Consider the following 21,283-nt stretch of genomic DNA (forward strand, 5'->3'; position numbering starts at 1 on the left):
GCATGTCCGTGATCGCCGCCTCCGTCGACGAGCGCCTGCGTCTGGCCAAAGACGCCGCGCGCGAGATCGGGCTGCTCGACTCCGCGCGCAAGACCGCGTTGCTGCGCGCCGTCGCCGACGCCGTCGAGGCGGCCACCGACGAGATCGTCGCTGCGAACGCCGAAGACCTCGAGCGAGGGCGGGCGGATGCCATCGGCGAGGCCCTCCTCGACCGCCTGCGCCTCGACGCGGGGCGCGTGGCCGCCCTCGCCGCGGCGGTGCGCGACGTCGCCGACCTGCCCGACCCCGTCGGACGCGTGCTCGACACCCGCACCCTACCCAACGGCCTCGCCCTGCAGAAGGTCGCGGTGCCGTTCGGCGTCGTCGGCTCGATCTACGAGGCGCGTCCCAACGTCACGGTCGACATCGCCTCCCTCGCTCTGCGCTCCGGCAACGCCGTCGTGCTGCGCGGCGGCTCGGCGGCCCAGAGCAGCAACGCCACCCTCGTGCGCGTCATGCGCGACGCGCTGAGCGCCCAGGGGGTCGACCCCGAGGCGATCCAGAGCGTCGACGACTTCGGCCGCGACGGCGCCCGCGCGCTGATGAACGCACGTGGGCTCATCGACGTGCTCGTGCCCCGCGGGAGCGCGGGTCTCATCGAGACCGTCGTGACCGAGTCGACGGTGCCGGTGATCGAGACCGGAGCAGGTGTCGTGCACATCGTCGTCGACGCCTCCGCGCGCGCCGACTGGGCGCGCGACATCGTGCTGAACGCCAAGACGCAGCGCCCGAGCGTGTGCAACGCCGTCGAGACGGTGCTCGTGCACCGCGACGCGGCCGACCGTCTGCTGCCCGAGCTCCTGGCATCCGTGATCGACGCCGGCGTCACCGTGCACGGCGACGAGGCCACTCGTGCCACCGACTCGCGGGTCGTGCCCGCCACCGACGACGACTGGGCGCGCGAGTACGGCACCCTCGACCTCGCCGTGCGCGTCGTCGACGACCTCGACGAGGCTCTGGCCCACATCCGCCGCTACTCGACCCAGCACACCGAGTCGATCATCACCGACGACCAGAGTGCCGCTGATCGCTTCCTGGCCGAGGTCGACTCGGCGGTCGTGCTGGTGAACGCCTCGACGCGTTTCACCGACGGCGGGGAGTTCGGCTTCGGTGCCGAGGTCGGCATCTCGACTCAGAAACTCCATGCCCGCGGCCCCATGGGGCTCGCCGAACTGACGAGCACCAAGTGGCTCGGGCGCGGCGGCGGCCAGGTCCGCGCCTGACCGCCTAAAATGACAATGCGCTCTGCGCAGACACTTCGAACGGAGCACTGATGACTTTCGTGTCACTTCTCGCCCAGGTCGCCGAACAGGCCGGACACCACGAGGGCGGCAACGTGCAGGCCACGACCTTCTGGTACGGCGCCCTCGCCTTCGTGATCTTCGTCTGCCTGAGCCTTGTCACCCTGTCGTACCGCAACGTGTCGAACCGTCACGCCCACAAGGCCGAGGCGTACACGAAGAAGCACGGCACGCCCACCCCCGAGGCGCACGGCCACTGAGGCCCGCTGTATGTCGGTGACGCGCGCCCCTCGAATCGGGGTCATGGGTGGGACGTTCGATCCCATCCATCATGGTCACCTGGTCGCCGCCAGCGAGGTCGCCCAGTCGTTCGATCTCGATGAAGTCGTCTTTGTTCCCACGGGTCGCCCGTGGCAAAAAGACGACGTCACCGAGAGCGAGCACCGTTACCTCATGACGGTCATCGCGACGGCGTCCAACCCGCAGTTCACCGTGAGCCGCGTCGACATCGACCGCGCCGGCCCGACGTACACGATCGACACGCTGCGCGACCTGCAAGACCAGCGGCCCGGTGCCGAGTTGTTCTTCATCACCGGCGCCGACGCGGTGGCCCAGATCCTGAGCTGGCGCAACCACCAGGAGCTGTGGGACCTCGCGCACTTCGTCGCCGTCTCGCGCCCCGGTCACGTGCTGACCACCGAGGGGCTCCCGTCGCAGAATGTGAGCCAGCTGGAGATTCCGGCGCTGTCGATCTCGTCCACCGACTGCCGCGCCCGTGTGCGCCGAGGACACCCCGTGTGGTACCTCGTGCCCGACGGCGTCGTGCAGTACATCGCGAAGCACCACCTCTACCGGAGCAAGCCATGAGCACGTCCGAGAACCCCGAGACTCCGCCCCTGACCCGTCGTCAGCTGCGTGAGCTCCGCCAGACCGGCGCGACGCCCATCATCGTCCCGCAGACCGAGGGCGAGACCCCGGATGCCGCGGCCGCCGAGCCCGCGACCCCGACGACCCCCATCGACGAGGCGTCGACGCCGCACGAGGTCATCGACGCCGTGCCGGAGGGCGACCAGCCGGCCGAGCCCGCTTCCGCGGAGGAGACGCCCGTCGAGGATGCCCCCGTCGACGAGGCTCCGGCCGACGAGTCTTCGGTTGAGGAAGTCCCGTCCGACGAGGCTCCGTCCGAGGACGCCCCCGTCGACGAGGCTCCGGCCGACCACGCTCCGGCCGAGGATGTCCCGGTCGACGGCGCCGACAAGCCCGCGCCCGCCGTGGCCGCCCACGACGAGCGTCCGGCCGCCGCGGCGTTCCCCCCGGCCTTCGGCTCGCCCTTCTCCGCCGAGAGCGCCGAGTTCGGCGTCTCGGGTCTCACCCGCCGTCAGGTGCGCGAGCAGGAGAAGATCCGCACGGCCGCCGTGCCGATCATCAGCTCCGACCTCGAGCGATCGCAGCCCGCGGCTCCGGCCCCGGCTCCCCGCGCCGACGACGCGCCGGTGCTCCCCGCGATCTTCCGCCCCTCCGCTCCCGAGACCGACGAGACGGCCGTCTCCGAGCCGCAGGGCGCCGCCTCCGTCGTCAACCCGGCGCTGGGCTCCGACCTGCTCGAGGGTGTCACGCCCGACGTCACCCTGCCCGCCTCGTTCGATCAGTTGATCACGCGCGGACCGGGAGGCACGGGCGCCGTCTCGACGCCCAACGCGCTGATCCTCTCGCAGACCCCGACCGGCGTGCCGCTGGTCGGCCCGATGACCGGCACCGGCGAGATCATGATCACCGGTTCGTTCGACCTTCCCGCGGGCCTCGGCTCGGTCGGGCACGCCCCCGGCACGACCGACGGCCATGACGCCGACGCCGTGCTCCTCGACGGCGAGCTTCCGCCCGCCTCGTCACCCACGCCGATCGCCGCGAGTGCGGCCATCAGCACCGTCAAGCAACCCGGCGAGATCATTCGCCCCCCGGCGCCCGAGAAGGGGAGCAAGCTCCTCGTCGTGCTCGTCATCACGACGGGCATCCTCGCGCTGGGAGTGGTCGTGGCCCTCGGCCTCGCCATCACGACAGGAGTCTTCCGATGACAGCCACCGACAACGGCCGCGAGATGGCGCAGATCGCCGCCATCGCCGCCGACGCGAAGGGCGGCGACGACATCGTCGCGCTCGACGTGTCGGAGCCCCTTCCCCTCGTCGACATCTTCCTTCTCGTCACCGGTCGCAACGAGCGCAACGTCGCCGCGATCGCCGACGAGATCGAAGAGAAGCTTCTCGAATCGGGCCACAAGCGCCTGCGCCGCGAGGGCCGCCAGGAGTCCCGCTGGGTGCTCCTCGACTTCGGCGACCTCGTCGTGCACGTCTTCCACGAGGAGGAGCGCGTCTACTACGGCCTCGAGCGCCTCTGGAAGGACTGCCCGGTCGTTCCGATCGAGCTGCCCACGCCGGCCAACGCCGCCGACTGAGCTGCGCGTCTTCGACGCCCTCTGCCCGCTCGGGCAGGGGGCGTTCTGGCGTACGCCCGAGCGGTCCGGGTCAGCCGTACCGTTCGCGATAGCGCCGCTCCGCCGACGGGTGCAGCGCGAGGGGCGCGGTGTCGATCAGGCTCGCCGGCGTCAGGTATTGGATGCCGAGGGCGTCGGCGGGCACGAGCGCGGGGGCGTCGTCGATGAGCGCGTCGACGAGCGCGCGCACGAGGTCGTCGGCGAGGTCGCTGCGCGCGAGCAGCAGGTTCGCCACGCCGATGGTGGGGACCGCGCGCGGGGCGTCGTAGACACCCGCCGGAATCGTCGTCGCCGCGTACACCTCGGGGTACGCGCGGGCGAGCCCGTCGAGGGCGGGGGTGGTGTCGATCACCGCGATCGGCACGCGTGTCGCCAGATCGGCGATCTGCGGGGTGGGCACCCCGCCCGACCAGAACAGCGCGTCGATCGAACCCGCCTCGAGGTCGTCGACGGCCTCGCGGAACGTGCGCTCGACGACCCGGGGCGATGTCGCCGAACCGGCCAGCCCCGACACCTCGAGCACACGGCGCGCGGTGGCCGCCGCCCCCGATCCCGGGGCCCCGAGAGACACCGTCCGCCCCGCGAGGTCATCAAGGCTCCGGATGCCGCCGTCCGCACGCACCACGCACTGCAGGTAGTTCTGGTAGACGCGCCCGATGGCCACGACGTCGGCGGCGGAATCCGCGGCCACCGCGGAATCCACGAGCGACAGGGCGAGGTCGACGCGTCGCGCGGCGAGCAGAGCGAGGTTGTCGACGCTGCCCTCGGTGGGCAACGGTGAGATGCGCAGGCGGGTCGAGGAGCTCGTGGCATCCGCCAGCAATTCACCGAACTGCAGGTAGCTTCCGCCCGCTTCGCCGCAGCCCAGCACCAGGGGAGGGGCGGCGGCGGGGACGCACCCCGAGAGCACGGCCGTCGATCCGGCGAGCAGAGCCCACGTCAGCGCCTCACGGCGCGTCAGGGCCGTCATCGGTGCTCCCAGACGAGACGCGCCGCGAGACCGCCCGCAGCGGCTCGTGAGAGGTCGAGCCGGCCGCCGGCGGCGCGCATGAGCTGCGCCACGATCGCCAGACCCAAGCCGGTCCCCGGGCGCGACGGCTGCGCGGTACTCCTCCAGAAGCGCGTGCCCATGCGCTCGAGGTCGGCGTCGGTCAGGCGCATGCCCGAATCCTCCACGACGAGCGCGACCCCCGCGGCATCCGGAACGAAGCGCACCCAGACCTCGGCCCCGACCCCGGCGTACTTCGCGGCGTTGTCGAGCAGCACGTCGACCATCTCCTCGAGATCCGCCTGTCCGCACGGGACGCTCACGAGCGCGTCGCCGTCCGCGTGAAGGGTCAGGCCCGCGTCGGTGAGACGCCGGCGGTGCCGGTCGGCGAGTCCCGCAGCCGACACCGTGCACTCGCGCACGACGCCGTCGTCGCGTGCGGCGTCGAATCCGTGGCTGCGCGCCGACGCGCGGTGCTCGGCATGGGCGAGGGTCAGCATGCGCTCGACCGTGTGTTCGAGGCGGTCGAGGTCGTCGTCGACGGCGGAGAGGTCATCGGCGGCGGCGCCCTCGCGCGGAAGACCGTCGACGCGCAGGCGGATCGCGGCGAGCGGCGTGCGCAGCTGATGCGAGGCGTCGGCGACGAACCCGCGCTGTTGTTCGAGGCTGCTCTCGACCTCGGCCGTCATGGCGTCGAACGCCCGGCTCAGCCGGCGCAGCTCCGGCGGACCCATCGGCGGCAGAGGAGTGGGGTCGCGGTGGGCGGTGAGCGCGGCGACGGCGGAATCCAGAGCGCGCACCGGACGCAGGATCCATCGGGTCCACAGCAGCGAGGCGCCCATGAGCGCGGCCAGCAACAGAAGTCCGATGACGCCGACGATCACCCAGGCCCACGTCACCTCGGCCTTGGCGGCGGTCAGGTCGACCTCGAGCACGACCACGCCCGTCGACAGGTCTCCCGCCGCGATCACCGGCACGGCCACGAGGGCAGACGACGGCGCCCACGGCGTGACCCGCGGCAGATCGAGCTGGGGGATCGCGCGCGCGGCAGCGCCGACGATGCCCGATACGCGGTCGTCGGGCACGAGGGTCCCTGCCGCGGCGACCGGCTCGCCGCGGTCGTCGAGCACCATCACCGACTCGCCGTACACCGCGTGGAAGCGATCCAGGTAGGTCTGCAGCGACGCGGCCTCGTTCTGTATGAGCGCCGTGCGCGCCCGCTGAACGACCTGGTCGAGCGCGGCGCTGCGCTGCAGCGACACCTGCTGCGTGCGCGAGTCGGCGATGGACTGCGCCACCGGGATGAGCACCGCGATCACGGCGATGAGACCGAACACCAGCAGCGGCAGGAGCACGCGCAGTCTCATCCGGCGTCCTCGAGGCGATAGCCGAAGCCGCGGATGGTCGTGATCGTGACCTCGGGCACCTTCTGCCGCACCTGACCCAGATGCACGTCGAACGAGCGCGACGACGCCGCGTAGGCATCGCCCCAGACCTCGTCGAGGATGAGGCGGCGGCTCACCGCCTGTCCTGCGCGACGGGCGAGGGCGAGCAGAATGCCGAACTCGTTGGGCGTCAGCGCCACCTCGCGCCCACCGACCTGCACGCGGTGCGCGTCCACGTCGATGTCGACGGGACCGGCCTGCACGCGCGTGGGCTCGTCGGGAGGGCTGTAGCGCCGCGTGACGGCGATGAGACGCGCGAGCAGCTCGTGCAGGCGGACAGGCTTGACGAGGTAATCGTCGGCGCCGAGCGACAGCGCTCGCACCGTCGAGCGCTCGTCGCCGCGGGCCGTCACCACGATCACGGGGATGGGGGTCACCTCGCGCAGCTGACGCAGCGCGTCGAGGCCGTCCATGTCTTCGAGCCCGAGGTCGAGCAGCACGACGTGGGCGTCGCGGTGGCGCAGCAGCACGTCGCTGCCACGGGCGACGCGGGTGCACGTGTGACCGGCGCGCGTGAGCGCCGAGACCAGCGCTGCGGCGACGGAGCCGTCGTCCTCGGCCACGAGTACGTGCATCGCACCATCGTAGGCAGACGCAGCCGCGGGCTGCGGTCGGGCAGGCCGAGCGGAATGTAAGGCGGATGTAAGGATTCCGGATGCCGCGTCTCCGGTCCACCACGATGGCGGAGACACCCCGCGACGCCGCCGGGATCGCGAGTCGGCGATGCGGGGTTCCAGAACCCTTCGACAGATCGGAACCACGATGTCAACGACGACAACGATCCCCACGAGCATGCGGCGGTCGATCTCGAACACGCTCAAAGGCTCCGCGGGCAACCTCGTGGAGTGGTACGACGTCTACGTCTACTCCGTGTTCGCGGTCTACTTCGAATCGCAGTTCTTCAGCGCCGACGACAAGAACTCGACCATCTACGTGTGGGCGATCTTCGCCGTCACCTTCCTCATGAGACCGATCGGGTCGTGGTTCTTCGGACGCTTCGCCGACCGGCACGGCCGCCGTCTGTCGCTGACGGTGTCGGTGTCGCTGATGGCGTTCTGCTCGCTCGTGATCGCCCTCGCGCCGACGGCCCAGGCGATCGGCGCCGGCGCCGTCGTCATCCTCGTGTTTGCTCGTCTCGTGCAGGGCTTCGCCACCGGGGGCGAGTACGGCACGAGCGCGACCTACATGTCGGAGGCCGCGATGCCCGGTCGCCGCGGCTTCCTCTCGTCGTTCCACTACGTCACCCTCGTGGGTGGTCACGTGCTGGCCCAGACCACGCTGCTCGTGATGGTGCTCACCCTCGACGATCAGGCCATCACCGAGTGGGGCTGGCGCGTCGCCTTCGCGATCGGCGGCGTCGCGGCCGTGGCCGTCTTCTGGATGCGACGCACCATGGACGAGTCGCTCGAGAAGAGCGTCATCGCCGACACCAAGTCGGGCAAGACGCAGCAGTCGGGCTCGATGCGCGACCTGTTCGTCAACAACTGGCGTCCGCTGCTGCTGTGCTTCGCGGTGACCGCCGGTGGCACGGTCGCCTTCTACACCTATTCGGTGACCGGGCCCAACATCGTCAAGACGGCCTTCTCGGGCGGCGACGTCGTCACCGGAACCGTGATCAACTTGATCGCGCTGACGGCTCTCATGCTCATGCAGCCCCTCGGCGGATGGCTGTCCGACAAGGTCGGGCGCAAGAGCCTGCTGGTGTTCTTCGGCGTCGGCGGCGTGATCTACACGTGGTTCCTCATCACGATGCTGCCGCAGCAGACGAACGAGTTCGCGGCGTTCGCGATCCTGCTCGGCGGCTTCGTCATCCTCACCGGATACACCTCGATCAACGCGCTCGTGAAGGCGCAGCTGTTCCCGACCCACGTGCGGGCGCTGGGCGTCGGCCTCGGCTACGCGCTGGCCAACTCGCTCTTCGGGGGCACCGCACCACTGCTGTACGCCGGAGCGCAGAGCACCTCGCAGGTGCCGCTGTTCATCGTCTACGTCACGGCGATCATCGCCGCCTCGCTGCTGGTGTACATCTTCGCCCTGCGCAACAAGGCGCCGAACTGGCTCGACGACGAGCTGCTCATGCGCGAGACGCACGCAGCGAGGTCCCGCGAGACGGTGTCGTCCCGCTGACACGTCCCCGAGGGGCGCCTTCTCCTTCGAGGGGAGGCGCCCCTCGCCGTGCGCGTGCCCGGCGAGGCGGTTGTCGCGGGATGCCGCGGTGCCCCGCGCACTGCGCAATCTCAGCGATTCGCGCGATATCGGTGGCATCCGGCGCCCTCGGGCGGAGGTTATGCGAATCGCCGAAGTTGTGCGGCCTTGGAGAGACGCCACCGTGCCCCGCGCACGGCGTAACCTCAGTGATTCGCGCAATGTCAGTGGCATCCGGTGCCCTCGGGCTGAGGTTGCGCAGATTGCCGAGGTGGTGAGGAAGTGAGGGATGCCGCGGCGCCCCGCGCACTGCGCAACCTCAGTGGTTCGCGCAATGCCGGTGGCATCCGGCGCCTTCGGGCTGAGGTTGTGCGGATCGCCGAGGTTGTGAGGAAGGGGAGGGATGCCGCGGCGCCCCGCGCACTGCGCAACCTCAGTGGTTCGCGCAATGCCGGTGGCATCCGGCGCCCTCGGGCTGAGGTTGCGCAGATTGCCGAGGTGGTGAGGAAGGGGAGGGATGCCACGGCGCCCCGCGCACTGCGCAACCTCAGTGATTCGCGCAATGCCGGTGGCATCCGGTGCCCTCGGGCGGAGGTTATGCAGATTGCCGAGGTTGTGAGGAAGGGGAGGGATGCCGCGGCGCCCAGCGCACTGCGCAACCTCAGTGATTCGCGCAAGGTCGGTGGCATCCGGCGCCCTCGGGCTGAGGTTATGCGGGTCGCCGAGGTGGTGAGGAATGAGAGGGATGCCATGATCTCGGCCGACCGGGAACCCACCGTGCCGGCGAACGAAGAAAGCCCCCGCCGAAGCGGAGGCTTTCTCTCTGGGTGGACCTGAGGGGACTCGAACCCCTGACCCCCTGCATGCCATGCAGGTGCGCTACCAGCTGCGCCACAGGCCCATATTTTGTTTTCCGCCCCGTTTGAGGCAACTCCATGAGCTTACAACAGAGTTCGCGACGGCAGGAAATCCGCGCCGCCGGGCGTGTCGTCGACCCCTGTGACGGCCGTCAGGATGCGGACGCGCAGGTGCTGCCCGCGCTCGCTCAGGGCCCGCTGTCGCGAGACGTACTGCGCCTTGCCCTCGGGCGTCTCGACCGCGACCGGCTCGTAGCCCCAGGCGGTCAGGTCGTAGGGCGAGGCCTCCATGTCGAGGGTGCGGATGTCGCGGGCCAGCTCGAACGCATCGAGCAGCGCATCGCCGGGAACCAGCGGCCCGAGCTTCACCGCCCACTTGTAGAGATCCATGCCGGCGTGCAGGCACCCGGGCTGCTCGCGCTCCGCTTGATCGTCGCGCGTCAGGGGCGAACGGTTCAACGGCACGGCCTCGGGCGTGAAGAACCGGAACGCGTCGAAGTGTGTGCAGCGCAGATCGTGCGCCTCCACCACGGCGTCGGTGCCCGCGCGCCCCAGGCGCAGGGGCACCGCGTGCCGCACCTCGTCGGCGCGATAGGCCATCGCCCACTCGTGCAGGCCGAAGCAGCCGAACTGTCCCGGGCGCTCACGCGTGGCGCGCAGCAGGTTGACGATGCCGCGGTACATCGACCCCTTCTCGTCGCGGAAGCGAGCGGCATCCACCCGCACGTCCGCGCCCTCGGCGCGGTACCAGCGCCACTCGGCACGCTCGGGAGCCTGCTCGAGCACGGCGTCGGCGCCCGGATGCCAGCGCCGCAGGATCGCGGGCTTGTACGAGTAGTAGGTGAAGAGGAAGTCCTCCACGGGGTGCTTCTCGGCACGGCTGGCGCGGGCGCGGTGCTCGGCGGTGAGCAGATCGGCGCGTTCGGCGTGCGCGGCCGCGGCGGCGGTCCACTCCGCGCGCGAGAGCGCCGGAGCCTCGAGCAGCAGCGTCACTCCACCGGCTCGATCAGCTCGGGGGAGTCGTTGCGCACGTTGCCGACCGCTGCCGACACGACGTGGTCGTCGAGCGTCTCGGCCACGTCGGGCGCGGCGTCGATCGCGGCGTCGAGGATGTCGCCGACGTTCTCGGTGGTCGGGTCGAGCCAGAAGTCGGCGAAGTCGGGGTCCATGAACAGCGGCATGCGGTCGTGGATCGACCCCAGACGTCCGATCGCGTCGCGCGTGAGGATCGTGCAGCTGAGCACCCAGCGGGCGGGATCGTCGTCGGCGCGCGCGGGGTCTTTCCACCACTCGTACAGGCCGGCGAAGAACAGCGGCGACCCGTCGGCGGGGTGGATGTAGTGCGGCGTCTTGCCCGCCTCGGTCGTCTTCCACTCGTAGTACCCGGATGCCGGGATGATGGCCCGTCGCTTGATCAGCGCGTTGCGGAACATGGGCTTTTCTTCGACCTCTTCGCTGCGCGCGTTGAACGCGCGAGCGCCGATCTTGACGTCTTTGGCCCACCCGGGGACGAGGCCCCAGCGCGCGACCTCGAGGCGCCGCACCGGGGGCTCGCTCTTGATCGAGTCGAGCACGATGCCGACCTGCGAGGTCGGGGCGATGTTGTAGGAGGGCTGGGGCAGCTCATCGGCCTCGACGTCGACGCGGAGCACCCCCACGAGCTCGCTGGCCACATTGGCTACGACGAATCGACCGCACATGCCTCCACCGTACGCGCCACCTCCGACATCGGGCCGCCCGCGTTGGTCGGGCGATCGCGCAGCCTCAGCGATCCGCACATCCTCAGTCGCAGGGCACCGGATGCGACCGACTTCGTGCGGATCGCTGAACATACGCAGGGCGCCGGGCCCGCGGCATCCGGGATCAGGCGTCGCAAATCCTCAGTCGCAAGACACCGGATGCCGCCGACATTGCGCGAATCGCTGAAGATGCGCGTCGCCGCGCTCGCGGCATCCGGAATCACGCCTCGCGCAGCCTCAGCGATCCGCACATCCTCAGTCGTAAGACACCGGATGCCGCCGACATTGCGCGAATCGCTGAAGATGCGCGTCGCCGCGGTCGGGGCATCCGGAATCACGCCTCGCGCAGCCTCAGCGATCCGCACATCCTCAGCCGGAAGACACCGGATGCCACCGACTTGGCGCGAATGGCGGAAGATACGCGGGGCGCTGAGCCCGCGGCATCCGGAATCACGCGTCGCGCGAGATGACGCCCGTGTTCTGCAGGCGGTCCAGCAGGCCCGCGCCGTCGGACTCGCTCACCCACGGCACCTCGGCCGCGGAGTGATCGTCGACGACGGTGCGGCCACCGGCCAGCACGGCCTCGGCGGGCAGCAGCTTGCGGATCGCGACGGCCGCGACGTTGTCGGGGTGCTCGATCGCGAAACCGGTGTAGATGGCGTCGTCGTGCTGACCGTCGTCGCCCACCAGCAGCCACTTCACCTGCGGGAACTCCGACGCGAGGCGGCGCAGGTTCTGCTCCTTGTGGTCGCGTCCGCTGCGGAACCACCGGTCGTGCGTGGGGCCCCAGTCGGTCAGCAGGAACGACCCGGCTGGGAAGAGGTGGCGGCGCATGAAGCGCGTGAGGGTCGGGGCGACGTTCCACGCACCGGTGGAAAGGTAGATGATCGGGGTTCCGGGATGCTCCCGCGTCAGACGCTCGAGCATCACGGCCATGCCGGGTACGGGCTGGCGCGCGTGCTCGTCGACCACGAAGGAGTTCCACGCCGCGAGCAGCGGGCGGGGGAGCAACGTGACCATGACGGTGTCGTCGATGTCGCTGACCACGCCGAAGCGCACGTCGGAGCCGACGATGAACACGCGGGTCTCGGTGGGCTCGCTGCCCTCGACCGACATCGTGATGCTCTGCCACCCGGGCTTCAGCGTCGCGGGGAGCTTGGCGTCGATGACCCCGCCGCGATCGGCGGGCACGTTGTGCTCAATGCCGTCGATCGTCACGGTCACGTGCGCGAAGCCGACCGGAACGGCGGCGAAGCTGCGCCATCCGCGCAGGCTCTCGACGTCGCCGGTCGAGGTGCGGCGGGCCGGCGGGGCGATCAGCACGCGGCCGAGAACGCGCACCCATTCCTCGGTGCCGTAGCCGGGGAAGCCCGTCACGCCGGGGCGCAGGCCCCGCGCGCGGGCGCGGCGTTCGCGCCACCGGTGGAACCGGCGCTCGAGTCGGGCGAACCAGAGCACTTTGGCGCGAGGAGAGCGAGGCATCGGCCTCAGTCTTTCACGTCACCGTCCGCAGGTTCGAGGGTGGCGCTCTCGTCGGCGAGGTGTCGGCGCTCGACGCGCTCCAGGATCTTCTTGCCCACGAACACCAGCACGAGGAACGCCGCGAGGATCCCCACGAAGATGTAGCCCGCGTAGTGGATCTGATCGCTCAGCTCTCGGTAGGTGCCGGCGGCGGTCGCCGCGATCGTGACGTAGAGCCCGGCCCAGACGATGCAGGCCGGGGTGGTCCAGGCGAGGAAGCGGCGGTAGCGGTAGCCGCTCATGCCGACCGTCAGCGGCACGAGCGAGTGCAGCACGGGCAGGAAGCGCGAGAGGAAGATGGCCGGACCGCCGCGACGGCGGAGGTAGCGATCGGCGCGCTCCCAGTTGCGTTCGCCGAGCTTCTGGCCGAGCTTCGACGCCCGGATGCGCGGGCCGAAGTAGCGGCCGAGCCAGAACCCGAGGCTCTCACCGGCCAGGGCGCCGACGACGATCGCGGCGGCGAGCACCACGCCCTCGACGGGCGACGCGACGGCGGTGCCGGCGACGATCACCATGGTGTCGCCCGGGACGATCAGCCCGACGAGCACGCTCGTCTCGAGCATGACCGCGACACCGGCGAGGATCGTGCGCAGCACGGGATCGACGTTCTGGACGACGTCGAGGAGCCACGTGAGGATCTCGTTCACCTCGGTCAGCCTAGGGCCGCGGGCTCGCCCTAGCCTGGGAGCGTGCCAGAATCCGCCTGCTCTTTCGCCCTGCGCGACTGGGTCGATCCCGAAGCGGTGTTCCTGCACCTGTTCTCCACGGCTCCGCACGCGTTCTGGCTCGACGCGGGAGTCGACGCGCGCGCGGGCTGGAGCTGGATGGGGACGGGGTCTCCCGACGCGGCAGAGCACCCCCTGAAGGCGGATGCCGCGGCATCCGGAACCGTCTCGCACGAAGCGGGGGCCTTCCGCGGCGGATGGGTCGGGTGGCGCTCGTACGAGGGCGACGACGCGTGGATGCGCGTGGCCTCCCTGCTCGCGTTCGACCACGCGAACCGGCGCGTGTTCGCGATCGGAGACGAGAGCCTGGCTGCGCGGGCCGCCGAGGCTCCGCCCGCGGGTGCGGTGCCGCCGGCGTCGGCTCGGGGCGCGGCATCCGCCCGCGTGACGCCCGAGGGCTACGCCGAGCGGATCGAGGCGTGCCGCGAGCGGATCCGCCTCGGCGACGCGTACCAGCTCTGCCTCACCACGCGCTTCACCGTTCCGGGGCGCTTCGCGGCGCTGGAGGTGTTCCGACGGCTGCGCCGCGCCTCGACCTCGCACCACGCGGGCTTCGTGCGCCGCGGCGACACGGCGCTCGTGAGCGCCTCGCCCGAACGGTTCGTCGAGGTGCGCGAGGGGCGCGTGCATACGCATCCGATCAAGGGCACGCGTCCGCGCTCGGCCGACGCCGCCGTCGACGCGGCCCTCGCGGAGGAGTTGCGGGCGGATGCCAAGGAGCAGGCCGAGAACGTCATGATCGTCGACCTGATGCGCAACGACCTGTCGCGGGTGTGCGCCCCGTCGAGCGTGGGGGTCGACCGCCTGCTCGAAGTGGAGACGTACCCGCACGTGCACCAGCTCGTGAGCGAGGTGTCGGGCGAACTGCTGCCGGGCACGAGCGTGGGTGGCCTGCTCGGCGCAGTCTTCCCGGCCGGCAGCATGACCGGCGCTCCCAAGCAGTCGGCGATGCACATCCTCGCCGGCCTCGAAGCGGCCCCGCGCGGGGTGTACTCCGGCGCGTTCGGCTGGATCGGCGACGACGGGGCCGCGGATCTCGCGATGGTCATCCGCAGCGTTGTGGTCGAACCGGATGCCGCCTGGGTCGGCGCCGGAGGCGGCATCACGTGGCGCTCGGTCGCGGCATCCGAAGTCGCCGAGGTGGGCGTCAAGGCCCGAGCCCCGCTGGCGGCCCTGGGAGCCGAGGTCCCGCCGGGGTGGTGACGCGCGGGTCCGATAGCCTGGAGGTTGGCCCCCGCGGCCTCCCGACCTTCACGATTGGCTTCACCCGTGTCTCAGAACACCGCACCAGACCCCCGCGAGGGGGGCTTCGACACCCACGCCATCCAGGCGAAGTGGCAGCAGGCTTGGGCCGAGAAAGACCCGTTCCGCGCCGGCGGCGACGACGACAATCGCCCCCGCAAGTACGTGCTCGCGATGTTCCCCTACCCCTCGGGCGACCTGCACATGGGGCACGCCGAGAACTACCTCTATTCCGACATCGTGGCGCGCTTCTGGCGTCACCGCGGGTACAACGTGCTCAACCCCATCGGGTGGGACTCGTTCGGCCTGCCCGCCGAGAACGCCGCCATCAAGCGCGGCGCCGACCCGGTCGAGTGGACCTACGCGAACATCGCGCAGCAGAAGGAGAGCCTGAAGGACTACGGCGTCTCGTTCGACTGGAGCCGCGTGCTGCACACGAGCGACCCCGAGTACTACCGCTGGAACCAGTGGCTGTTCCAGAAGCTGTACGAGAAGGGCCTGGCCTACCGCAAGGACGCCCTCGTCAACTGGGACCCGGTCGATCAGACCGTGCTCGCGAACGAGCAGGTGCTGCCCGACGGCACGAGCGAGCGCAGCGGCGCCGTGGTGGTCAAGAAGAAGCTGACGCAGTGGTTCCTGCGCATCACCGACTACGCCGATCGCCTGCTCGACGACCTCAACCAGCTCGAGGGCTTCTGGCCGAGCAAGGTCATCCAGATGCAGCGCAACTGGATCGGCCGCTCCGTCGGCGCCGACATCGAGTTCGAGATCGAGGGCCGCAACGAGAAGATCACGGTCTTCTCCACGCGCCCCGACACCCTGCACGGCGCCACGTTCTTCGTCGTGGCTCCGGAGTCCGACCTGGCCGCCGAGCTCGCGGCATCCGCGGATCAGGGCGTGCGCGAGAGCTTCGAGGCCTACCTCGCCCAGGTGCAGCGCGCGACCGACATCGAGCGTCAGGCGACCGACCGCCCGAAGACCGGCGTGTTCCTGGGCCACTACGCGATCAACCCGATCAACGGCGAGAAGCTGCCGATCTGGGCCGCCGACTACGTGCTGGCCGATTACGGTCACGGCGCGGTCATGGCCGTTCCCGCGCACGACCAGCGCGACCTCGACTTCGCCCGCGCGTTCGACCTGCCCGTCAAGGTGGTCGTCGACACCAACGCGCCCGTCACCGGCGCGATCCCCGTGATCGAGCTCGACGCGGACGGTGTGCCGATCGACCCGCTCGGCGACCTCGACGAGCTCGACCCGGTCAAGACCGGCATCGCGCTGACCGGTGAGGGACGCCTGATCAACTCCGGCTCGCTGAACGGCCTGAGCAAGCGCCACGCGATCACCCGCATGATCGAAGAGCTCGAGGCGAAGGGCGTCGGCCGCGCGGCCAAGACCTACCGCCTGCGCGACTGGCTCATCTCGCGCCAGCGCTACTGGGGCACGCCCATCCCGATGCTGCACGGAGAGGACGGCTCGATCACGCCGGTCCCCGCCGACCAGCTGCCGGTCACGCTGCCCTCCGTCGAGGGTCTCGACCTGAAGCCCAAGGGCACCTCGCCCCTGGGTGCCGCCACCGACTGGGTGCAGGTCACCGACCCCGAGACGGGCCAGACGCTGCTGCGCGACCCCGACACGATGGATACCTTCGTCGACAGCTCGTGGTACTACCTGCGCTTCCTCTCGCCCCACAGCGAGACCGAGGCGTTCTCGGGCCGCGAGGCGTCGAAGTGGGGCCCCGTCGACTTCTACATCGGCGGCGTCGAGCACGCGATCCTGCACCTGCTGTACGCGCGCTTCATCACCAAGGCGCTGTTCGACATGGGCATGGTGGAGTTCACCGAGCCGTTCTCGAGCCTCATCAACCAGGGCATGGTCATCCTCGACGGCACGAAGATGTCGAAGAGCAAGGGCAACCTCGTGCTGTTCCAAGAGGAGCTCGACGCCCACGGCGCCGACGCCCTGCGCGTGGCCCTGGCCTTCGCCGGTCCCGTGGAAGACGACAAGGACTGGAACGACGTCTCGACCACGGGTGCGGCGAAGTTCCTGGCCCGTGCGCTGCGCATCGCGCACGACGTCGACAGCGAGACCGACGTGGTCTGGGCCGAGGGCGACAAGACCCTCCGCCGCGTCACGCACCGCCTGCTGGCCGACGCCGCGAACCTCATCGAGCAGACGAAGTTCAACGTCGTCGTCGCGCGCCTGATGGAGCTGGTCAACGCCACCCGCAAGGCCGTCGACGGCAAGCCCGGAGCGAGCGACCCCGCCGTGCGCGAGGCGGCAGAGGTCATCGCGATGACCCTCGACCTGTTCGCTCCGCACACCGCGGAGGAGATGTGGCAGACCCTCGGCTACACCGGCTTCGTGGGACTCGCGACCTGGCGTCAGGCCGACCCGACGCTGCTCGTCGAAGACACCACGACAGCGGTCGTGCAGATCGACGGCAAGGTGCGCGGCACGCTCGAGGTCTCGGCCAAGATCGGCGCCGACGAGCTCGAGGCGATGGCCCGCGCCGACGAGAAGGTGCTCCGCGCCCTCGGCGACCGCGAGATCGTGCGCGCAGTCGTCCGCCCGCCCAAGGTGGTCAGCTTCTCGACGAAGTAGGTTCTGATCCCGGATGCCACGTCCCCGACGCTCTGCGGAGTGCGGGGGGCGTGGCATCCGGGGTTTTCGGGAGCGGGGCTCCTCCCCAGTGTCCGATCCCGTCCGGTTCTCCCCAACTGACCGAACCCGCCCCGCGGGACGCGCCGGACCCTCCCTACCGTGGCAGCGTGACGGACGAGACCGAGCCCGACGAGCGGCTGCGTGCGCGCACGCGCCTCGGGATCGGCGGGGTCATCGTTCTGGTGCTGCTCGCGTTCGCGGTGACCATCGCGATCGGGATGTTCCGTGGAGCGACCGGAGCCGAGGTGGTCGCTCCCGTGCCGTCGTCGTCGGCGGCGTCGCTGCTGCCCGCGGAGGCCGGACTGTAGGTCCACGTCGCCGGCGCGGTGCGGAAGCCGGGGCTCTACCGCCTCGACGCGGGAGACCGCGTGGCCGACGCGATCGCCCGCGCGGGCGGCTTCTCCGACGAGGCCGCGCGCGACGGGGTGAATCTCGCCCGCCCGGTCGCCGACGGCGAGCAGATCGTGGTGCCCGTGATCGGGGCCGAGACCGCCGCGCCGACGGCGGGCGGCTCGGGCGGCGGTGCGGGCGGAGGGGCACTCGACCTCAACACGGCCACCCGCGATCAACTCGACACCCTCCCGCGCGTGGGTCCGGCGATCGCGGATCGCATCATCGCGTGGCGCGCGCAGAACGGACGCTTCACCAGCGTCGACGACCTCCTGTCGGTGCCGGGAATCGGGCAGAAGATGCTCGACGGCATCCGCGACCTGGTGCGCGTATGAGCGTGCGGCGGGCGGTCCGGCGGCGGGCGCTCCGCTCGGTCACGGTGGCCGCCCTGACCTGGGCCGCCGCCGGGGTGGCGGTGGGCGTTCCGGATGCCGCGGTGCCCGCCCTCGCGCTCGCCACAGGCGCGCTCGTCGCCACAGGCGGCTTCGTGTGGCGGCGGCGGGCCGTCGTCGGCGTGGTGGCCGTGGCCCTCGCCTGCGCCGGGGCGGCGGCGGGAGCCGTGGCATCCGTCGCGCCCGTGCGCGACCACGTCGCGGCCCTGCAGACCGAGGGCGGGCGGCAGCTCGAGCTCGACCTCACCATCGCGGGACGCATCGACGGCACTCCCGACGGGGGAGCGTGGTTCGACGCGATCGCGGCCGAGGTGCGCGCCGGGCCGGTCTCGCTGAGCGGAGGCGTGCCCGTGCGCGTGATGGTCGACGCCGAGGGACGCGCAGCGCTCGCGGGCATGGGCATGGGGGGAGGGGTCGGCGTCGTCGGGCGCGGCGTCGCGGCCGACCCCGCGGAACGGGCGGTGCTCGTGGTGCGCGCGAGCGAGGTGCACGACGTGCGGCCTCCGGAAGGGCTGTGGGCGTTCTTCGAGGGGCTTCGAGATGGGCTGGTCGCCTCGACGCGAGGACTCCCGCAGCCCGGCGCGGGTCTGGTGCCGGGTCTCGCCGTCGGCGACACCTCGAGCCTGGATCCGTCCACCGAGGCGGCCATGAACGCCGCCTCGCTGTCGCACCTGACGGCCGTTTCGGGGGCGAACTGCGCGATCGTGGTGGGCGCGGCGTTCGCGTTACTCGCGCTGTGCGGCGCCTCGCGTGGTGTGTGCGTGGTCGGCGCGACCGTCGTGCTGGTCGCCTTCGTGGCCCTCGTCACGCCCGAGCCGAGCGTCGTGCGAGCCGCGGCGATGGCCGTCGTCGCGATGCTCGCTCTGGCCCTCGGGCGACCCGCGGTCGGCATCGCGGTGCTTTCGGCGGCCGTGACGGCGTTGCTGGTCATCGATCCGTGGCTCGCGCGTTCACTCGGATTCGCCTTGTCGGCGGGCGCCACTGCTGCCCTCCTGGCGCTCGCGCGGCCCCTTGCGGTCGGGTTGGAGCGGTGGATGCCGCGCGCCCTCGCCCTCGGGCTCGCCGTGCCCACGTCGGCCCAGCTCGTCTGCGGCCCGCTGATCGTGCTGATCGATCCGCACGTGCCACTGCTGGGGATCGCCGCCAACCTCGTGGCCGATCCGGCGGCCGCCCCGGCCACCATCGCGGGAGCACTGGCGTGCATCGCGCCCTTCCCCTGGCTGCGCGACGGACTCACCGCTCTCGCGTGGGTCCCCGCCGCGTGGATCGCCGCGGTCGCCCACACCACGACCGCCGTCTCAGCGCAGAACCTGCCGTGGCCCGACGGTCTGCTCGGTGCCGCCCTGCTCGCCGCCGTGGGTGCGGCGGTGAGCGTCGCGATCCTGCGACCGCGACGACTCCCGCGACTCACAGCGCTGTCGTCGGCGGCGATGGCCGTGGTAGTCGGCCTCGTGCTCGGTCAGACCACCGTGCGCACCGTCGGCGGCCCGCTCGCGGTGCCGAGCGCGTGGCAGGTCGCGATGTGCGACGTCGGCCAGGGCGATGCGACGCTGTGGAGATCCGGCGCGGCGGTCGCGCTCGTCGACACCGGTCCGGAGCCTGCGGCGGTGGAGCGCTGCCTCACCACCTTCGGCATCGACCGGGTCGATCTGCTCGTGCTCACGCACTTCGACCTCGACCACGTCGGCGGCTCCGGGGCGCTGATCGGTCGAGCTGCGGTCGTCCTGCACGGCCCTCCGGGCGAAGCGGCCGATCAACGGCTGCTCGAGCGCTTCGCCGCGGCGGGCGCCCGCCTGCAATCCGCGTCGATCGGTCTGACGGGCACCATCGGCTCGACCCGGTGGCAGGCGCTCGGCCCTCCGCCCCGCGCCGAACCCGGTAACGACGCCAGCGTCGCGCTCGACGTCGTCGGGCCGGACTTCCCCCGCACCGTGCTGCTCGGCGACCTCGGCGAGCAGTCGGAGGCCGACCTCCGCCGGCGGCTCGCCGTGCCCCGCGTCGACGTGGTCAAGGTCTCGCACCACGGCAGCGCCGATCAGGATGCGGAGCTCTACCGCGAACTGCATCCGCGGGTGGGGCTCATCGGGGTGGGAGCAGACAACAGCTACGGACACCCGACCGCAAAGCTCCTCGGCATCCTGACCTCGATCGGAGCGACGGCGGGTCGGACGGATCAGGACGGCGCGCTGGCGGTGTGGCTCGACGCTGACGGTCGCCTGACGATGTGGCGGGAGAAGGCCCCGGTCGTCGTCCCTGCTGCGGCCATGCCGGTGCCGCGAGCGCGGGGTGGGGGCGCCCGCCGTCGGTCGTCGACGCCTCGGCCCGACGGCCGATGTCGGAGGCGGTCGGTAGGCTGGGGGAGTGACTCCGGCTCCCCGACGCTCCGCCCCCGCCAAGGCGAAGTCGGCCATTCCACAGGTGTCGTGGCGCAGCCCGCAGCCCGCACCGATCGTGCTCGTCTCGGGCCCCGAAGAGGTGTGCGCCGAGCGCGCGACGGCCGGCATCCGCGCGATGCTCAAGAGCGAAGACCCCAGCCTCGAGGTCACCGACATCCGCGCCGACGACTACGCCGCGGGCACCCTGCTGGCCGTCACCTCGCCGTCGCTGTTCGGCGAGCCGCGGCTCGTGCGCGTCACCGGCGTCGAGAAGTGCAGCGACACCTTCCTCAGCGAGGCCGTGTCGTACCTCTCGCAGACGCAAGAGGGCGCGACCGTCGTGCTGCGCCACACCGGGGCGAGCGTGCGCGGCAAGAAGCTGCTCGACGGCATCCGCGCGGGTCAGGGCGGCGGCATCGAGATCGCGTGCCCCGCCGTCAAGCGCGATTCCGACCGGTTCGACTTCGCCGTCGGCGAGTTCAAGACCGCGGGCAAGCGCATCGCACCGGTCGCCCTGCGCTCGCTCGTCTCGGCTTTCGCCGACGACCTCACCGAACTCGCCGCGGCGTGCCAGCAGCTCATCGCCGACGTCCCGGGAGACATCGACGAGCGCATCGTCGAGCGGTACTACGGCGGTCGCGTCGAGACCTCGGCGTTCACCGTCGCCGACACCGCCATCGCCGGCCAGTACGGGCCCGCACTCCTCGCGCTGCGTCACGCCCTGGCATCCGGAGCCGACCCCGTGCCGCTCGTCGCCGCCGTGGCGATGAAGCTGCGCACGATGGCCCGGGTCGCCGGCAGCCGCGAGTCGTCGTCGATGCTCGCTCAGCGACTCGGCATGAAGGACTGGCAGGTCGACCGCGCGCGGCGCGACCTCGTCGGCTGGACCGGCAACACCCTCGGCATGGCGATCCACGCCACCGCCCGCGCCGACGCCGAGGTCAAGGGCGCCTCGCGCGACGCCGTGTTCGCGCTCGAGCGCATGATCACGATCATCGCGACCCGCGCCCCCTTCGGCGACTGATCGCGACCGCC

At 71.2% G+C, this 21,283-nt stretch carries 18 protein-coding genes, 1 tRNA gene and 2 pseudogenes; 12 read left to right on the top strand and 9 right to left on the bottom strand.

From position 1 onward, the window contains the following. Positions 1 to 2 precede the first annotated feature (2 nt). Genes ABXS86_RS02015 through rsfS form a run of 5 tightly spaced genes read left to right on the top strand, consistent with a single transcriptional unit; the run spans position 3 to position 3,729 of the window. Positions 3 to 1,262, top strand: coding sequence for a glutamate-5-semialdehyde dehydrogenase (locus ABXS86_RS02015; protein WP_307211315.1), 1,260 nt, complete (start codon positions 3 to 5; stop codon positions 1,260 to 1,262). A gap of 50 nt (positions 1,263 to 1,312) precedes the next feature. Beyond that, on the top strand, positions 1,313 to 1,540 hold the full coding sequence (locus ABXS86_RS02020) for a hypothetical protein (protein ID WP_251506950.1): 228 nt from the start codon (positions 1,313 to 1,315) through the stop codon (positions 1,538 to 1,540). Between the two features lie 10 nt (positions 1,541 to 1,550). Beyond that, on the top strand, positions 1,551 to 2,147 hold the full coding sequence (gene nadD, locus ABXS86_RS02025) for a nicotinate-nucleotide adenylyltransferase (RefSeq protein WP_144833737.1): 597 nt from the start codon (positions 1,551 to 1,553) through the stop codon (positions 2,145 to 2,147). Continuing rightward, positions 2,144 to 3,352 carry a hypothetical protein gene (locus ABXS86_RS02030; RefSeq protein ID WP_353665459.1) on the top strand — a complete coding sequence of 403 codons (1,209 nt, stop codon included), beginning with the start codon at positions 2,144 to 2,146 and terminating at the stop codon, positions 3,350 to 3,352. The genes nadD and ABXS86_RS02030 overlap by 4 nt, the downstream gene beginning before the upstream one ends. Beyond that, positions 3,349 to 3,729 carry a ribosome silencing factor gene (rsfS, locus tag ABXS86_RS02035; RefSeq protein WP_307211311.1) on the top strand — a complete coding sequence of 127 codons (381 nt, stop codon included), beginning with the start codon at positions 3,349 to 3,351 and terminating at the stop codon, positions 3,727 to 3,729. The genes ABXS86_RS02030 and rsfS overlap by 4 nt, the downstream gene beginning before the upstream one ends. 70 nt (positions 3,730 to 3,799) lie before the next feature. Here the strand turns inward: rsfS and ABXS86_RS02040 are convergent, their stop codons facing one another. The 3 genes from ABXS86_RS02040 to ABXS86_RS02050 are packed head-to-tail and all read right to left on the bottom strand — an operon-like array spanning position 3,800 to position 6,776. After that, positions 3,800 to 4,738 (bottom strand): TAXI family TRAP transporter solute-binding subunit, encoded by a 939-nt coding sequence (locus ABXS86_RS02040; RefSeq protein ID WP_353665460.1) that lies wholly within the window; start codon positions 4,736 to 4,738, stop codon positions 3,800 to 3,802. Continuing rightward, positions 4,735 to 6,123 carry a sensor histidine kinase gene (locus ABXS86_RS02045; RefSeq protein WP_353665461.1) on the bottom strand — a complete coding sequence of 463 codons (1,389 nt, stop codon included), beginning with the start codon at positions 6,121 to 6,123 and terminating at the stop codon, positions 4,735 to 4,737. The genes ABXS86_RS02040 and ABXS86_RS02045 overlap by 4 nt, the downstream gene beginning before the upstream one ends. Then, positions 6,120 to 6,776: a response regulator transcription factor gene (locus tag ABXS86_RS02050; RefSeq protein ID WP_353665462.1), complete on the bottom strand. Its 657-nt coding sequence runs from the start codon at positions 6,774 to 6,776 to the stop codon at positions 6,120 to 6,122. Before ABXS86_RS02050 ends, ABXS86_RS02045 begins: the two co-directional genes overlap by 4 nt. A 187-nt stretch (positions 6,777 to 6,963) precedes the next feature. Here ABXS86_RS02050 and ABXS86_RS02055 point away from each other — a divergent pair, with 187 nt between their 5' ends. Further along, positions 6,964 to 8,328: an MFS transporter gene (locus ABXS86_RS02055; protein ID WP_307211301.1), complete on the top strand. Its 1,365-nt coding sequence runs from the start codon at positions 6,964 to 6,966 to the stop codon at positions 8,326 to 8,328. Positions 8,329 to 9,174: 846 nt separating this feature from the next. On the opposite strand, the gene ABXS86_RS02060 is transcribed toward ABXS86_RS02055, so the two are convergent. From ABXS86_RS02060 to ABXS86_RS02085, 6 genes are all read right to left on the bottom strand, one after another. Beyond that, positions 9,175 to 9,247 (bottom strand) — tRNA-Ala (locus ABXS86_RS02060). A gap of 40 nt (positions 9,248 to 9,287) precedes the next feature. Beyond that, a complete protein-coding gene (locus ABXS86_RS02065; protein ID WP_353665463.1) occupies positions 9,288 to 10,196 on the bottom strand; it encodes a 3-methyladenine DNA glycosylase in 909 nt (302 codons plus the stop codon). Continuing rightward, positions 10,193 to 10,903: an SOS response-associated peptidase gene (locus ABXS86_RS02070; RefSeq protein WP_307211297.1), complete on the bottom strand. Its 711-nt coding sequence runs from the start codon at positions 10,901 to 10,903 to the stop codon at positions 10,193 to 10,195. The genes ABXS86_RS02065 and ABXS86_RS02070 overlap by 4 nt, the downstream gene beginning before the upstream one ends. Further along, positions 10,882 to 11,280 (bottom strand): hypothetical protein, encoded by a 399-nt coding sequence (locus ABXS86_RS02075; RefSeq protein ID WP_353665464.1) that lies wholly within the window; start codon positions 11,278 to 11,280, stop codon positions 10,882 to 10,884. The genes ABXS86_RS02070 and ABXS86_RS02075 overlap by 22 nt, the downstream gene beginning before the upstream one ends. A gap of 112 nt (positions 11,281 to 11,392) precedes the next feature. After that, positions 11,393 to 12,424, bottom strand: a complete 1,032-nt coding sequence (locus tag ABXS86_RS02080) for an App1 family protein (protein WP_307211293.1) — start codon at positions 12,422 to 12,424, stop codon at positions 11,393 to 11,395. Positions 12,425 to 12,429: 5 nt separating this feature from the next. Beyond that, positions 12,430 to 13,110 (bottom strand): DedA family protein, encoded by a 681-nt coding sequence (locus ABXS86_RS02085; RefSeq protein WP_251506979.1) that lies wholly within the window; start codon positions 13,108 to 13,110, stop codon positions 12,430 to 12,432. Between the two features lie 42 nt (positions 13,111 to 13,152). Between ABXS86_RS02085 and ABXS86_RS02090 the strand changes: the two genes are divergently transcribed. The 6 genes and pseudogenes from ABXS86_RS02090 (at position 13,153) to holA (ending at position 21,272) form a co-directional block, all read left to right on the top strand. Next, complete coding sequence (locus ABXS86_RS02090; RefSeq protein ID WP_353665465.1) at positions 13,153 to 14,391, top strand: anthranilate synthase component I family protein; 1,239 nt, start codon at positions 13,153 to 13,155, stop codon at positions 14,389 to 14,391. A gap of 66 nt (positions 14,392 to 14,457) precedes the next feature. Continuing rightward, positions 14,458 to 17,031 carry a leucine--tRNA ligase gene (leuS, locus tag ABXS86_RS02095; RefSeq protein ID WP_353665466.1) on the top strand — a complete coding sequence of 858 codons (2,574 nt, stop codon included), beginning with the start codon at positions 14,458 to 14,460 and terminating at the stop codon, positions 17,029 to 17,031. A gap of 167 nt (positions 17,032 to 17,198) precedes the next feature. Beyond that, positions 17,199 to 17,399 (top strand): hypothetical protein, encoded by a 201-nt coding sequence (locus ABXS86_RS02100; protein ID WP_353665467.1) that lies wholly within the window; start codon positions 17,199 to 17,201, stop codon positions 17,397 to 17,399. Between the two features lie 12 nt (positions 17,400 to 17,411). Continuing rightward, positions 17,412 to 17,816: pseudogene (locus ABXS86_RS02105) on the top strand (helix-hairpin-helix domain-containing protein); the annotation flags it as partial. Positions 17,817 to 18,520: 704 nt separating this feature from the next. Further along, positions 18,521 to 19,582: pseudogene (locus ABXS86_RS02110) on the top strand (ComEC/Rec2 family competence protein); the annotation flags it as partial. A 652-nt stretch (positions 19,583 to 20,234) separates the two neighbouring features. Beyond that, positions 20,235 to 21,272, top strand: coding sequence for a DNA polymerase III subunit delta (holA, locus tag ABXS86_RS02115; protein ID WP_307211283.1), 1,038 nt, complete (start codon positions 20,235 to 20,237; stop codon positions 21,270 to 21,272). The last annotated feature ends 11 nt before the right edge of the window (positions 21,273 to 21,283 follow it).

It is taken from the genome of Microbacterium sp. che218, assembly GCF_040436305.1.
Lineage (GTDB): Bacteria > Actinomycetota > Actinomycetes > Actinomycetales > Microbacteriaceae > Microbacterium > Microbacterium algihabitans.